Annotated in this window: 16 protein-coding genes; 7 read left to right on the forward strand and 9 right to left on the reverse strand. The window is 71.5% G+C overall.

The genetic code is table 11. The features are described 5' to 3' along the window. The first annotated feature begins 1 nt into the window (after window position 1). The 3 genes from BMY19_RS06105 to BMY19_RS06115 are packed head-to-tail and all read left to right on the forward strand — an operon-like array spanning window position 2 to window position 2,798. On the forward strand, window positions 2–1,060 hold the full coding sequence (locus BMY19_RS06105) for an ABC transporter ATP-binding protein (RefSeq protein ID WP_091926614.1): 1,059 nt from the start codon (window positions 2–4) through the stop codon (window positions 1,058–1,060). Continuing rightward, window positions 1,057–2,028, forward strand: a complete 972-nt coding sequence (locus BMY19_RS06110) for an ABC transporter permease (RefSeq protein ID WP_042673521.1) — start codon at window positions 1,057–1,059, stop codon at window positions 2,026–2,028. The genes BMY19_RS06105 and BMY19_RS06110 overlap by 4 nt, the downstream gene beginning before the upstream one ends. Continuing rightward, window positions 2,025–2,798: an ABC transporter permease subunit gene (locus tag BMY19_RS06115; protein WP_042673520.1), complete on the forward strand. Its 774-nt coding sequence runs from the start codon at window positions 2,025–2,027 to the stop codon at window positions 2,796–2,798. The genes BMY19_RS06110 and BMY19_RS06115 overlap by 4 nt, the downstream gene beginning before the upstream one ends. A 7-nt stretch (window positions 2,799–2,805) precedes the next feature. Here BMY19_RS06115 and BMY19_RS06120 read toward each other — a convergent pair whose 3' ends face one another. Further along, a complete protein-coding gene (locus tag BMY19_RS06120; RefSeq protein WP_100251184.1) occupies window positions 2,806–4,266 on the reverse strand; it encodes a sodium:solute symporter family protein in 1,461 nt (486 codons plus the stop codon). Next, window positions 4,263–4,466, reverse strand: a complete 204-nt coding sequence (locus BMY19_RS06125) for a DUF3311 domain-containing protein (protein ID WP_042673517.1) — start codon at window positions 4,464–4,466, stop codon at window positions 4,263–4,265. The genes BMY19_RS06120 and BMY19_RS06125 overlap by 4 nt, the downstream gene beginning before the upstream one ends. A 198-nt stretch (window positions 4,467–4,664) precedes the next feature. On the opposite strand from BMY19_RS06125, the gene BMY19_RS06130 reads away from it, so the two are divergent. After that, window positions 4,665–4,895, forward strand: coding sequence for a hypothetical protein (locus tag BMY19_RS06130; protein WP_056528533.1), 231 nt, complete (start codon window positions 4,665–4,667; stop codon window positions 4,893–4,895). A 39-nt stretch (window positions 4,896–4,934) separates the two neighbouring features. Here the strand turns inward: BMY19_RS06130 and ureG are convergent, their stop codons facing one another. The 6 genes from ureG to BMY19_RS06160 all read right to left on the reverse strand — a co-directional run bounded on the left by ureG (window position 4,935) and on the right by BMY19_RS06160 (window position 10,238). Next, entirely contained in the window at window positions 4,935–5,552 is a 618-nt protein-coding gene (ureG, locus tag BMY19_RS06135; protein WP_020091939.1) for an urease accessory protein UreG, read from the reverse strand. A gap of 9 nt (window positions 5,553–5,561) precedes the next feature. Further along, complete coding sequence (locus BMY19_RS06140; protein WP_244534850.1) at window positions 5,562–6,272, reverse strand: urease accessory protein UreF; 711 nt, start codon at window positions 6,270–6,272, stop codon at window positions 5,562–5,564. Further along, window positions 6,238–6,738 carry an urease accessory protein UreE gene (locus tag BMY19_RS06145; protein ID WP_100251185.1) on the reverse strand — a complete coding sequence of 167 codons (501 nt, stop codon included), beginning with the start codon at window positions 6,736–6,738 and terminating at the stop codon, window positions 6,238–6,240. The genes BMY19_RS06140 and BMY19_RS06145 overlap by 35 nt, the downstream gene beginning before the upstream one ends. Before the next feature lie 12 nt (window positions 6,739–6,750). Beyond that, window positions 6,751–8,478 carry an urease subunit alpha gene (gene ureC, locus BMY19_RS06150; RefSeq protein WP_100251186.1) on the reverse strand — a complete coding sequence of 576 codons (1,728 nt, stop codon included), beginning with the start codon at window positions 8,476–8,478 and terminating at the stop codon, window positions 6,751–6,753. 2 nt (window positions 8,479–8,480) lie between these two features. After that, window positions 8,481–9,101, reverse strand: coding sequence for an urease subunit gamma (locus BMY19_RS06155; RefSeq protein WP_100251187.1), 621 nt, complete (start codon window positions 9,099–9,101; stop codon window positions 8,481–8,483). 123 nt (window positions 9,102–9,224) lie between these two features. Then, a complete protein-coding gene (locus BMY19_RS06160) occupies window positions 9,225–10,238 on the reverse strand; it encodes a LysR family transcriptional regulator (RefSeq protein WP_100251188.1) in 1,014 nt (337 codons plus the stop codon). A gap of 97 nt (window positions 10,239–10,335) precedes the next feature. Here BMY19_RS06160 and BMY19_RS31755 point away from each other — a divergent pair, with 97 nt between their 5' ends. The 3 genes from BMY19_RS31755 to BMY19_RS06175 are packed head-to-tail and all read left to right on the forward strand — an operon-like array spanning window position 10,336 to window position 12,405. Beyond that, a complete protein-coding gene (locus BMY19_RS31755; RefSeq protein WP_100251189.1) occupies window positions 10,336–11,589 on the forward strand; it encodes a GNAT family N-acetyltransferase in 1,254 nt (417 codons plus the stop codon). Beyond that, window positions 11,586–12,200 carry a cysteine hydrolase family protein gene (locus tag BMY19_RS06170; protein ID WP_100251190.1) on the forward strand — a complete coding sequence of 205 codons (615 nt, stop codon included), beginning with the start codon at window positions 11,586–11,588 and terminating at the stop codon, window positions 12,198–12,200. Before BMY19_RS31755 ends, BMY19_RS06170 begins: the two co-directional genes overlap by 4 nt. After that, window positions 12,193–12,405, forward strand: a complete 213-nt coding sequence (locus tag BMY19_RS06175) for a hypothetical protein (RefSeq protein WP_026604754.1) — start codon at window positions 12,193–12,195, stop codon at window positions 12,403–12,405. Before BMY19_RS06170 ends, BMY19_RS06175 begins: the two co-directional genes overlap by 8 nt. Here the strand turns inward: BMY19_RS06175 and BMY19_RS30795 are convergent, their stop codons facing one another. Continuing rightward, window positions 12,406–12,582: a hypothetical protein gene (locus BMY19_RS30795; protein WP_170862918.1), complete on the reverse strand. Its 177-nt coding sequence runs from the start codon at window positions 12,580–12,582 to the stop codon at window positions 12,406–12,408. Window positions 12,583–12,788: the final 206 nt, after the last annotated feature.

Consider the following 12,788-nt stretch of genomic DNA (forward strand, 5'->3'; position numbering starts at 1 on the left):
GTTGTCCGAGGGGCCGGCGCCGCGCCTGCGGCTGGAGGAGCTGACCAAGCGCTTCGGCACACATCGGGCCGTCGACGCCGTGTCCCTCGACCTCGAGGCGGGGGAGTTCTTCTGCCTGCTCGGCCCGTCCGGATGCGGCAAGAGTACACTCCTGCGCATGATCGCGGGCTTCGAGAGCCCGACCTCGGGACGGATCCTGCTGGGCGCGCAGGACCTGACCGCGCTGCCGCCCCATCGGCGGCCGGTCAATATGATGTTCCAGTCCTACGCCCTGTTCCCGCACATGAGCGTGGCCGGCAATATCGGCTACGGGCTGAAGGGCCTCGGCCGCTCCGCCTCGGCGGAGCGCGTGTCGGAACTGCTCAAGCTCGTGCGCCTGGACGGGTTCGGCGACCGTCGACCGGAGACGCTCTCGGGCGGCCAGCGCCAGCGGGTCGCCCTGGCCCGGGCGCTCGCCCGGGAGCCGAAGCTGCTGCTGCTCGACGAGCCGCTCGGCGCGCTCGACCGCGGCCTGCGCGAGGAGACCCAGGGCGAGCTGCGCGCGGTCCAGCGCCGCCTCGGCACCGCCTTCGTCGTCGTCACGCACGATCCCGAGGAGGCGATGATGCTCGCCGACCGGATCGGCGTCATGGAAGCGGGCCGCCTGATCCAGGTCGGGCCGCCGGCCGATCTCTACCGGCGCCCGGCGAGCCGCTTCGTCGCCGGCCTGCTCGGCGACGTGAACCTCATCCCCGGCCGTGTCGGCGCCGGAGGCGCCGACACGGTCCGCACGGTCGAGACCGCGCACGGTCCCGTGCGGGGCGTCGCGGAGGCCGCGCTCGCGGAAGGGGCCGCGGTCGTGGTGGCGGTGCGGCCCGAGGACGTGGTGCTGGGCACGGAAGGGCTGCCGGTGGTCGTCGCCGACGCCGTGTTCCTGGGCGACCGGGTGCGCCGGACGCTGCGCCTGCCCGACGGCGCCACGCTGCGGGCGAGCGGGCGGCCCGCGGAGGCCGCCGCGGCGCCGGGCTCGGACGCACGGGCCAGCTTTCCCGCCGACGTCGCCGTGATCCTGCCGGCATGAGGGCCGCCAGAGCGGAGGCCGACCGCGCGACCGGGCGAACGGAGGCCGGGTCCGCGCGCGCCCGCAAGCGCGGCCGGGTGTTCGACCGTCTGGCGCGCCTGCCGCCCTTCCTGTGGCTGGCGGCGTTCTTCCTGCTGCCCTTCGTCATCACCCTGAAGATCAGCCTCTCGGAGCCGGCCACGGCGATCCCGCCCTACCTGCCGCTGCTCGACTGGCGCGGCGGGCTCGACGGCTGGTCGGCCTTCCTCGAGGCCCTGAACTTCGACAATTACCGCACGCTCGCCGCCGACCCCCTCTACCGCGACGCCGCCCTGGGCTCCCTGACCTACGCGGGCGTCGCCAGCCTGATCCTCGTCGCTCTCGGGACGCCGCTCGCCTACGCCCTGGCGCGGGCGCCGTCCCGCTGGCAGCCGCTCCTCGTCGCGCTGGTGATCGTGCCGTTCTGGACGAGCTTCCTGATCCGGATCTACGCCTGGATCGCGATCCTGAAGCCCGAGGGACTGCTCAATCTCGCCCTGCGCCGGCTCGGCCTGATCGACGCGCCGCTGACGATCCTCAACACCGACGCGGCGGTGATCGTCGGTCTCGTCTACGCCTACCTGCCCTTCATGGTGCTGCCGCTCTACGCGGTGATGAACCGCCTCGATCCGACCCTGCGCGAGGCCGCGGCGGATCTCGGCGCCTCGCCGAGCCGGGTGTTCTGGACCGTGACCGTGCCGCTCAGCCTACCCGGGATCGCGGCCGGCGCGGGGCTCTGCTTCATCCCGATGGTCGGCGAGTTCGTGATCCCCGACCTGCTCGGCGGGTCGGAGACGCTGATGCTCGGCCGGGTGCTCTGGAGCGAGTTCTTCTCGAACCGCGACTGGCCGCTGGCCGCGGCGGTCGCCGTGCTGATCCTAGCCATCGTCATCGGACCGGTGGTCCTGTTCCGGGACAGCCTGCGCGCGGGCGAGGGCGAAGCGCCGTGAGCTGGGTGACCCGCACCGCCCTGGTGGCCGGCCTGGGCTTCCTCTACGGGCCGATCGCGGTGCTGATCGTCTACTCGTTCAACGCCTCGCCGATGGTGACGGTCTGGGGCGGGTTCTCGACCCGCTGGTACGGCGCCCTGCTCGCCGACGCGCCGCTCCTGTCGGCCGCCTGGGTCTCCCTGAAGGTCGCTTTCCTCGCGAGCCTGCTCGCCACGATCCTGGGGACGCTGGCCGCGCTCGCCCTGGAGCGGCAGGGCCGCTTCCGCGGTCGCGCCCTGTTCACGGGTCTCGTCTTCGGGCCGATCGTGATGCCGGAGGTGATGATCGGGCTGTCGCTCCTGCTCATGTTCATCGGGATCGGGCTGGACCGCGGCCTCCTGACGATCGTCATCGCGCACACGACCTTCTGCACCGGCTTCGTGGCGGTGGTGGTCGGCGCGCGCCTGCGCGGCCTCGACCGGTCCCTCGAGGAGGCCGCGGCCGATCTCGGGGCGGCGCCGGCGCGCGTGCTGATGACCGTGACGCTGCCGCTGCTCGCGCCCGCCCTCGCGGCCGGCGCGCTCCTCGCCTTCACCCTGTCGCTCGACGACCTGGTGATCGCGAGCTTCGTCTCCGGCCCGGGCTCCACCACCCTGCCGATGCGGCTCTACAGCCAGGTCCGCCTCGGCGTGAATCCGGAGATCAACGCGGCCTCGACCCTCCTCGTCGGGCTGGTGAGCGTCGCGGTGCTGCTGGCGTCCTGGCTCACCGCCCGCCGCGGACAGGGCTGAGCGGGCATCACTCCGCGGCCTGCGCCGCGGTCGCGCCCCCGCGCACCATCTGCGCCACGGCGACCGTCACGACGACGTTCACCACCAGCGCCACGATGCCGACATTCACGTCCTGGAGCGGCCCCAGGACCGGCAGCTTCGCCAGGCTGAACCCGGAGAGGACGGTCGCCGCCACGGTGGCCACGCCCGCGACGATCCCGGCGATGGCGGCGCGGCGGTCGAGGGGATTGCGGCGCATCAGGCTGGTGATGAAGCAGGGGAAGAGCTGCGTCACGAAGTTGTAGCCCATGAGCAGGAGCTGCACGATCGTGTCGCCGCCCGACAGGGTGAAGCCGACGCAGACCAGCGCCAGCACCGGCACGAGGATCTTGCACAGCCGCGCGGTCGCGGCGTCGTCCATGCCGGGACGCAGCGGCCGGACGAGGTTGTTCGCGACCAGCGTGACGCCGGCGATCAGGATCATGGAGCCCGGGACGAGGGCGGTCAGCACCCCCGTGGCGCCGATCAGCCCGATGACCCAGGGCGGGAAGGTCGCGAGGGAGAGCTTGAACAGCGAGAGGTCGACGTCGGGCCCCGTCAGGCCCGGCACCTGCATCACGGCGGTGAAGCCGATCACGAACACGAACAGGTTGATCAGCTGGTAGATCGGCAGGATCACGGCGTTGCGGCGGAAGGCGCCCGGCTCCCGCGCCGTGTAGAGCGACGCGAAGGTGTGGGGCCACATGTAGCCGCCGAGCGCGGTCAGCAGGACCGTGGTGGTGAACCAGGTCGGGCTCTGGCCGCGGTCGGGCAGGGCCAGGAAGCCGGGCTTCGCCGCCTCGATCGCCGTGAACAGGCCCTCGTAGCCGCCGTAATAGTGGACCGGCAGGTAGATCCCGAGGAACACCACCACGAACAGGATGCTGGTGTCCTTGATCACGGCCGTCCAGGCGGAGCCGTGCACGCCCGACACCACGACGTAGGCGGTGAGCGCGGCCGCGCCGATCCAGACCGCGGTCGTCGACGAGATCGCGCCGTAGGACGCCGTCGAGACGATGATCCCGAGGCCCTTGAACTGCAGCACGAGGTAGGGAACGAGGGCGACGATCCCCACGAGCGCCACCAGCATCCCGAGCGCGCGGCTGCCGTACTTGCGCGCGAAGAAGTCGGGCTGCGTGTAGAGGTTGTGCTGCTTGGCGTAGCGCCAGACCGGGGGCAGCAGCCAGTACGAGGTGACGTAGGCGAGCGTCAGGTAGCAGAGGATGTAGTAGGCGGGGCCGCCCTTGCCGTAGGCGATGCCGGAGCCGCCGAGGAACGTGAAGGTCGTGTAGATCTCCCCGGCCATCAGCAGGAAGACCAGGGCGGTGCCGAAGCCGCGGCCGCCGACGGTCCACTGCTCCAGCCCCATCTCGCGGCCGACCCGCGCGTAGAGTCCGAGGCCGATCGCCAGCGCGAAGCCGGCGGCCACGATAACGAGCGCGATGCTCATCGGGGATCCTCCGGCGCGCGGTTCTGAGGGTCGGTCAGGTAGATCACCCCCATCACGACCGAGGTTCCGATCACGCAGAACACCAGCCAGGCGAGGAGCAGCGGCAAGCCGAACACGAAGGGCTCGACCCGGTTCAGGAAGAACGGGCCGACCAGGATGCCGAGGAAGGGAAGGGCGGCCAGCCACCGCAGATTTCGCATGCGCGATACCGTTCAGAAGGCCCCGATATCGCGGGTTGAATCAGTCACGGACCGCTGTCAACGCCGCGATTGCGCAACGGCGCTCATCCCGATCACGTCTGCGTGCTGTGCGCTCGCGCACGCGGCCGCGCTCCGGGCGCGCATATCCTCAGCGCAGCGTCGCGCCGTCCGACACGGCGGGCGCCGAAGGATTTCACGATGACCCGCACTCTGACCATCGCGGCGCTGGCCGCGCTCCTCGCCGTTCCGGCGGTCCAGGCGGAGGCCCGCCCGCGGCACACCCCCGCCAAGGCGCAGCCCAGCGCCGCGATCAAGGCGCGCCAGACCGTCCTGAACGATTTCAACGCGCGGATGAGCCGCCTGGACGCGCTCATGGGCACCCCGAGCAGGTCGTCGGTCCGCGCGCGCTCGGCCGAGGCCGGCCGCTAGGAAACGTGACCCGCCGGCCACCCGGACCGGCGCGTCGACTCAGCGGCCGAGGCCGCCCGCCTCCTCCACGAAACGCGCCACCGCGTCCGCGCCCGCGCCCTCGCGCAGGGACGCGAACACGTACGGCCGGGTGCCGCGCATCCGCTGCGTGTCGGATTCCATCACCGACAGGTCGGCGCCGACGAGCGGCGCGAGGTCCGTCTTGTTGACGATCAGCAGGTCGGACCGGGTGATGCCCGGGCCGCCCTTGCGGGGGATCTTCTCGCCGCCGGCGACGTCGATCACGTAGAGCGTGATGTCGGCGAGTTCCGGCGAGAACGTCGCCGCGAGGTTGTCGCCGCCGGACTCGATCAGCACGAGGTCGAGCTTCGGGAAGCGCCGGCTCATCTCGGCGACGGCGGCGAGATTGATCGAGGCATCCTCCCGGATCGCCGTGTGCGGGCATCCCCCGGTCTCGACGCCGAGGATGCGCTCCTCCGGCAGGGCGCCCGCGACGGTGAGGATCCGCGCGTCCTCCTTCGTGTAGATGTCGTTGGTGATGGCGCAGATCTCGTAGCGGTCGCGGAAGCGCTTGCAGAGCTGCTCCATCAGGGCGGTCTTGCCGGAACCGACAGGTCCGCCGATGCCGACGCGGAGGGGGCCGTTCGTGGAGGTCATGCTGCGGGCTCAGGATCGGAAGATGCGGGAATACTGGGTCTCATGGCGGAAGGAGCCGAGATCCAGGCGGAAGGTGGCGGCACCGAGCGCGTCGAGATCCGCCGCGGCGGCTGCCTCGGCGAGCCCGGCGAGGCGCGGCGCGAGCGCTGCCACGACCCGCGTGCCGGCGGCCTGACCCACGGGCGCCGCCCGGAGGGCCGCGGAGACGAGATTCTGGAGGAAGGCGAGGCCGTAGGCGGCGAGCACGGGCCCCGGATTCATGCCGTGCGCGCCGGCCGCGAGGCCGACCGCGACCGGGTAGGCGACCGGCCCCGGCAGATTGCCGGCCAGGGCGTCGAGGGCGTCGCAGGGCCACGCGCCGCGCGTCGCGTCGAGGAAGCTGCGGCCCTGCTGGCTCGTCTCCAGGTGCAGCTCCCGCGACGGCGCCAGCGCCAGCGCGAGGTCGTTGACGGCGACCAGCGCGGCGCCGTCCGCGGACAGCGCCGCCGCGTGGGCATGGGCGGCCAGGATCAGGTCGTTGCGCAGGGCGCCGCGCTCGCAGACGTCCCGGAGCCACTCGGTCAGGCTCGCCTCGTCGCGAACGTCGCCCGCCTCGACCGCCCATTCGAGCCCGTGCGAGTAGGCGTAGGCCCCGACCGGGTAGCCGGGCGACAGCCATGCCATCAGGCGCAGCGCCTCCAGGGCGTCAGCCCGCGGCATGGTGGTGCTGGTGGCCGCCATGCGGGTGGTCGTGCCCGTGACCGTTGCCATGATCCCCGGAATAGGCGCCGCCCTCGGGCCGGAACGGGCGCACCACCGGCTCGGCGGTGCCACCGAGGCCCCGGACCATCTCGGCGAGGACGTGGTCGTGCGCGATCCAGACCGCGTCCGGGCCGATCTCGGCGGCGATGTGCCGGTTGCCGATGTGCCAGATCAGGCGCTTGAGGGCGTGATCGCCGGCAGCCCGGATCTCGAGCAGGCGCTCCGGCGCGGCCTCGACCCAGACGAGGCGTCCGTCCTGCAGGACCAGGGCGTCGCCGTCCTCCAGCACGGTCGGCTCCGGAAGGTCCAGCAGGAAGCTCAGCCCCCCGGCGCCGCGCATGGCGACGCGGCGGCGGTGGCGGTCGCCGTGATCGAGGACGACGCGGTCGACGATCTCGCCACCTGACAGGAAGTCGCGGCGGAGGATGCGGGTGGCGCGGATCATGGATGGCCGCGCTCAGAACAGGAAGTAGCGCTGCGCCATCGGCAGCACCTCGGCCGGCTCGCAGACCAGCAGCTCGCCGTCGGCGCGCACGTCGTAGGTCTCCGGATCGACCTCGATGACCGGCGTCGCGTCGTTCAGCACCATGCTCTTCTTCGAGATGCCGCCGCGGACGTTCTCAACGGCGACCAGCTCCTTCTGCACGCCCAGCCGCTCCCGCAGGCCGTCCTCCACCGCCGCCCTTGAGACGAAGGTGAGGGCGGTGGCGAAGGGGACCCGTCCGTAGGCGCCGAACATCGGCCGGTAATGCACCGGCTGCGGCGTCGGGATCGAGGCGTTCGGGTCGCCCATGGGCGCGGCCGCGATGCTGCCGCCCTTCAGCACGAGGTCCGGCTTCACGCCGAAGAAGGCCGGCGTCCACAGCACGAGGTCGGCGAGCTTGCCGGGCTCCACCGAGCCGATGTGCCGGGAGATGCCGTGCGCGATGGCCGGGTTGATCGTGTACTTGGCGACGTAGCGGCGCGCGCGCAGGTTGTCGGTGCCGGACGCGTCGCCCGGCAGAGCGCCCCGCTGGCGCTTCATCTTGTCGGCGGTCTGCCACGTGCGGATGATGACCTCGCCGACCCGGCCCATCGCCTGGCTGTCGGAGGACATCATCGAGAGCGCGCCGATGTCGTGCAGGATGTCCTCGGCCGCGATGGTCTCGCGCCGGATCCGGCTCTCCGCGAAGGCGAGATCCTCGGGGATCGACGGGTCGAGGTGGTGGCACACCATGAGCATGTCGAGATGCTCGTCGATCGTGTTCCACGTGTAGGGCCGCGTCGGGTTGGTGGACGACGGCAGCACGTTCGGCAGCCCGGCCACCTTGATGATGTCCGGCGCGTGGCCGCCGCCCGCGCCCTCGGTGTGGAAGGCGTGGATGGTCCGGCCCTTGAAGGCCGCGATCGTGTCCTCGACGAAGCCCGATTCGTTGAGCGTGTCGGTGTGGATCATGACCTGGATGTCGTGGGCGTCCGCCACCGACAGGCAGGTATCGATCGCCGCGGGCGTGGTGCCCCAGTCCTCGTGCAGCTTCAGCGCGCAGGCACCCGCCCGCACCATCTCGACGAGGCTCTCCGGACGGGACGCGTTGCCCTTCCCGGCGAAGGCGAGGTTCATCGGGAAGGAATCCGCCGCCTCGATCATCCGGGCGATGTGCCAGGGGCCCGGCGTGCAGGTGGTGGCGAAGGTGCCGTGCGCCGGGCCGGTGCCGCCGCCGAGCATCGTGGTGACGCCCGAGCAGAGCGCCTCCTCGATCTGCTGCGGGCAGATGAAGTGGATGTGGCTGTCGAAGCCGCCCGCCGTCAGGATCTTGCCCTCGCCGGCGATGACCTCGGTGCCCGGCCCGACCACGATGTCGACCCCGGGCTGCACGTCCGGATTGCCGGCCTTGCCGAGCCGGAAGATCCGGCCGCGCACGATGCCGACATCGCACTTCACGACGCCCCAGTGGTCGAGGACCACCGCGTTGGTGATCACCGTGTCGACGGCGCCGTCGGCGTTCGTGGCCTGGCTCTGGCCCATGCCGTCGCGGATGACCTTGCCGCCGCCGAACTTCACCTCCTCGCCGTAGGTGGTGAAGTCGCGCTCGACCGTGATCTCCAGGCTCGTGTCCGCGAGCCTGATGCGGTCGCCGACGGTCGGGCCGAACATGTCGGCGTAGGCCGAGCGCGGCAGGCTGGCGGGCTTGGGCGTGTTGGCCATGGTCAGAGCTTGCCCATCACGTCGCCGCGGAACCCGTAGACGGTGCGCCCGCCGGAGAGCGGCACCAGCGCCACTTCCCGCGTCGATCCCGGCTCGAACCGCACGGCGGTGCCCGGCGCGATGTCGAGGCGCTTGCCGCGGGCCTGCTCCCGCGGGAACACGAGGCCCGGATTGACCTCAAAGAAGTGATAGTGCGAGCCGACCTGGATCGGCCGGTCGCCGACATTGGCGACCTCGATCACGGTCCGCTCGGCGCCGGAGTTGAACACGATCTCGCCGGGCAGAGTCGTCACCGCGCCGGGGATGTCGGACGAGGCCGCACCGCGGATCGGGTGATGCACGGTGACGAGCTTGGTGCCGTCCGGGAAGGTCGCCTCCACCTGGATGTCGTGGATCATCTCGGGCACGCCCTCCATGACCTGATCGGCGTTCAGCACGGTGGCGCCGGCCTGCATCAGGTCGGCCACGGTGCGGCCGTCCCGCGCGCCCTCGACCACGAAGTCGGTGATCAACGCCACCGATTCCGGATGGTTGAGCTTCACGCCGCGGGCGAGGCGGTTGCGCGCCACCTGCGCCGCCATGGCGATGAGCAACTTGTCCTTCTCACGGGGCGTCAGCAGCACGGGCAACCTCGTCGTCGCGGCGGCCGGAGCAAGGATCATGCGCGCGGCGCGGTCAAGGGCGGGCGTCGGCCGTTGCAGGACCCGGACCAGCGGCCGTCGCGGCCCGCCGGAATCAGGGAGCCGTCACGGCGTCATGGCGATGAAGCCGGCGAACAGGTCGGGGAGGGCCGCGCCCTTCACGGCACCCGGCAGGTCGCGGGGATGGATGAACTCGTCGCGGAACCAGGGATAGCGCTTCGGATCGAAGGAGGCCCGCAGCCAGTCGATCGTCCGCCGCACGCGGGTGATCCGCTCGGCGTCCGGGTGATAGGTCAGCCAGATGTCGACGCTGAAGCGGCCGAGATTGTCCACCGGGACGACCTGGGCGCCGATCGCGCTGGCATAGGTCGGCAGCAGGCCGATCCCGGCCCCCTTGGCGATCGCCCAGTAATAGGCGCTGCTGACGTTGATCTTCAGGGTGATCGGGACCTTCGCGGGGAAGCCCGGCACCGTGCGCACGTAATCCTCGAGGGCGACGGTCTGGCCGCCGTCCTGCACCACGATCCGGTGGCGCTCCAGGTCCTCGGGGCGATTAGGTAGCCCGTAGGTCTCCTCGTAGCTCCGCGCGGCGTAGGGCACCATGTGGATCCGGCCGAGCTTGACGATGCGCAGGTCCGGGCTGGTCGGCCGCGTCAGCTGGATCGCGACGTCGGCCTCCAGTCGCAGGACGTCGGCGGATTCCATCGCGCAGCGGAGGTCGACGGTCAGGCGCGGGTTGGCGCGCTGGAACTCGACGAGGCGCGGCGCGAGCCAGAACGCCCCCAGCCCCTCCGTCACGGCGATCCGCACCTCGCCGGTCTCGGCGAAGGGCGCGCCCTCGCCGGTGCGCACCAGGCTGAACGCCGCCGCCTCCATGCGGCCGGCGGCCTCGAGGATCGCGTGGCCCTCGGCGGTGAGGCGGATGCCGTCGACGTGGCGGGTCAGCAGCGGCGCGCCGATCAGCGCCTCGAGATCGTCGATCCGGCGCCGCACCGAGTTCACCGACAGGCCGAGCTTCGTGGCCGCCGAGCGGAAGCTGCCGGACCGCTGGAGCGCCAGGAAGACCCGGATGCTCTGCCAGTCGGGCATCGGGTCCCGGATCGCCTCCGCCTGTTCCATCGACGGAACACCCCTGTTTCAAATTTTGCACATACAGCCAGAGCGCTAGATGCGAAGTGCTTAACCGTCAATCCGTACCCGAATGACAGGTCATCCGATGACGGTGCACATTGCTCGCGCGCAGTTCGTGGCCAAGGACGCCGATCAACTCGGTACAGCGCTAGTCTCTCCCGAGCCGCGGCACGCGCTGAATGCGCTCGAGGTCGGCCGAATTGCCCGGCACCTCGTCATCTTCACGCCGACCCCGGACGATCTGGCGCGGCTGATCGCGTCGGCGCGCGCGGATCTGCCCGATCTCGCGCCCCTGCGCACCGTCCAGCGGGTGATGTCGATGAATCCCGACAGCGTCCTGGCGATCGCCCAGCGCCACCGGTTCGACGCCGCGGATCCGCGGGGCGAGGGGTTCGTGGCCTGCCTGATGCTGAACGCCGACGGCCTGGCGGCGCTCAAGGCCGGGACGCTCGACGCGTCCGACCCGCCCGCCGCGCTGGTGGCCGGCCAGCACGAACGCCCGGCCGGGATCTACGTCTGGGCCGTCTACGCGCGGCGGCGCCTCTCCGGCGGCGTCGGTCTCGTCTTCGATCGTCTGTCGAGCCCGACCTACAGGGGCGTCGACTTCTACGCCCGCGCGGCCACCCCCGAGGGGGCCGACCTCCTGACCGCCCTCGGCTTCACGGCGCAGACCTCCGCTCGCGGTGCCCTGTACCATTTCGCCCGCGCACCGAAGGCGGAGCCGGCGCCCCCGTACGACACCCACCGGTCCGGCGGGACCGGCATCAGCGTCGCGGTCGCGCGGAACATGGAGGACCTGTCCCGCGTGATCGCCCTGCGCGCCGCCGTCTACATGGCGGAGCAGGCCTGCCCGTACGAGGAGGAGTTCGACGGCAACGACCTCTCGGCGACGCACCTGATCGGCTACGTCGGCGACGAGCCGGCGGGCTGCCTGCGCATCCGGTTCTTCGCGGATTTCGCCAAGATCGAGCGCCTCGCGGTCCGGGCCGAGTTCCGCAACACGCGCCTGTCCTTCGCGCTGGTCCGCGCCGGGATCGAATTGGCCCGGGTCAAGGGCTACCGGCGGCTCTACGGCCACGCCCAGAAGCGCCTCGTCGGCTTCTGGAGCCGCTTCGGCTTCCGCGTCTTCGAGGGCGCGCAGGAGCTGGTCTTCTCGGATTTCGACTACGTCGAGATGCTGATGGAGGCGGAGCCGCACCCGCAGGCGATCGGCCTCGGCGCTGACCCCTACGTCATCATCCGGCCGGAGGGGCGCTGGCACCGGGCGGGCGCCCTCGACCGCTCGCGGAGCCGCGCCGTGACCCGCCCGTCCGTCGACCGGGCGGTGGCCGCGCGATGAACCGACCGATCAACCCGGCGCTGTATCGCCGGCCGCGCAGCGTCCCCGCCCTGGTGCTGGTGGACATGCAGCAGGAATACGAGATCGCGGGCCGCCCGCTCGCCCTGACGGGGATCGAGCCCGCGCTCTCCAACTGCCGGCGCGCCCTCGCGCATGCCCGCGCGAACGGCATGCAGGTGGTCTACGTCCGCTGGATCGGCGCGCCGCTGTTCCAGGCGGGCAGCCGCTTCGTCCGCTGGATCGAGGGGTTCGAGCCGCACGGCTGCGACATGATCTTCGACCGGGACCGCCCGTCCTGCTACGCCAGCCCCGCCTTCGCGGACGCGATGGAGCGGGGATCGCCGCCGCTCGTCATCGCGGGCTTCGCCGGCGAGTCGTCCTGCCTCGCGACGGCGGTCGACGGCTTCCACCGCGGCCAGGACGTGACCTTCCTGTCCGACGCCTCCGCGAGCCACGACCTCGACGGGATCTCCGCCGACGAGATCCACCGGTCGGTGAGCGCGGTGATGCGGGTGTTCGGCGACGTCACCGACACGCAATCCTGGATCGCGGCCTCGGCGCCTTTCAGGCCTCTGCCCACAGCTTCGAGACCCACGCACGCCAATGACTGACCGAAGCCAGAATCACGGGATTCCGGAGGGGGTCCCGGCCGGCGACGATGTGGACCTGCGCCTCGGCCGGCACGCGATCGAGCTGCTGCAGGCGGCGCGCGAGGCCGGCGAGCCGACGCTGATCGCGCAGGCCGAGGCCATGGCGATGGCGGTCGGCTTCGTGCTGGCGAGCCGGCTGCCGGGCGGCGCGCCGGAGACCGCGTGATCAGTCGGCGCCGTCCTCGCCGATGAGGCGCATGGCTCGCAGGCGCGCGGTCCGCTCGTCCTGGGCGCGCCGGTCCGCGGCGAGCGCCCGCCAGAGCACGACGAGCTCATCCGCGACAGGCGAATCGACGGTTTCGTCGGCATCGCGCGCGATATTGGCGTGATCGAAGGCGTCCATGTTCGAGGTTCCGCGCCTTGAGGTGCGGTCCGCTAACAGGACAGGATCGCGATCGTCCAGCCCGAAAGTTGAGCAGATCCTGTACAAGCCGACGGGATCGTCACGCGCGGCGCAATCCATCGCCGGCAAACCGAACACCGGATCGTAGATCGGCGAGGATGGGGAGGCTGACGGCGGTCGATCGACCGGGACGATGATCCGGTTCG

This window comes from Methylobacterium sp. UNC300MFChir4.1 (genome assembly GCF_900110155.1).
Taxonomy (GTDB): domain Bacteria; phylum Pseudomonadota; class Alphaproteobacteria; order Rhizobiales; family Beijerinckiaceae; genus Methylobacterium.

What these genes read in the sequence shown, in the direction of transcription:
- BMY19_RS06145 (WP_100251185.1), bottom strand. Translation starts at nt 6,738, where the DNA reads ATGATCCGCGCCACCCGCATCCTCCGCCGCGACTTCCTGTCAGGTGGC.
- BMY19_RS30795 (WP_170862918.1), bottom strand. Translation starts at nt 12,582, where the DNA reads ATGGACGCCTTCGATCACGCCAATATCGCGCGCGATGCCGACGAAACC.
- BMY19_RS06170 (WP_100251190.1), top strand. Translation starts at nt 11,586, where the DNA reads ATGAACCGACCGATCAACCCGGCGCTGTATCGCCGGCCGCGCAGCGTC.
- ureG (WP_020091939.1), bottom strand. Translation starts at nt 5,552, where the DNA reads ATGACCTCCACGAACGGCCCCCTCCGCGTCGGCATCGGCGGACCTGTC.
- BMY19_RS06175 (WP_026604754.1), top strand. Translation starts at nt 12,193, where the DNA reads ATGACTGACCGAAGCCAGAATCACGGGATTCCGGAGGGGGTCCCGGCC.
- BMY19_RS31755 (WP_100251189.1), top strand. Translation starts at nt 10,336, where the DNA reads ATGACGGTGCACATTGCTCGCGCGCAGTTCGTGGCCAAGGACGCCGAT.
- BMY19_RS06125 (WP_042673517.1), bottom strand. Translation starts at nt 4,466, where the DNA reads ATGCGAAATCTGCGGTGGCTGGCCGCCCTTCCCTTCCTCGGCATCCTG.
- ureC (WP_100251186.1), bottom strand. Translation starts at nt 8,478, where the DNA reads ATGGCCAACACGCCCAAGCCCGCCAGCCTGCCGCGCTCGGCCTACGCC.
- BMY19_RS06120 (WP_100251184.1), bottom strand. Translation starts at nt 4,266, where the DNA reads ATGAGCATCGCGCTCGTTATCGTGGCCGCCGGCTTCGCGCTGGCGATC.
- BMY19_RS06140 (WP_244534850.1), bottom strand. Translation starts at nt 6,272, where the DNA reads ATGGCGGCCACCAGCACCACCATGCCGCGGGCTGACGCCCTGGAGGCG.
- BMY19_RS06160 (WP_100251188.1), bottom strand. Translation starts at nt 10,238, where the DNA reads ATGGAACAGGCGGAGGCGATCCGGGACCCGATGCCCGACTGGCAGAGC.
- BMY19_RS06130 (WP_056528533.1), top strand. Translation starts at nt 4,665, where the DNA reads ATGACCCGCACTCTGACCATCGCGGCGCTGGCCGCGCTCCTCGCCGTT.
- BMY19_RS06110 (WP_042673521.1), top strand. Translation starts at nt 1,057, where the DNA reads ATGAGGGCCGCCAGAGCGGAGGCCGACCGCGCGACCGGGCGAACGGAG.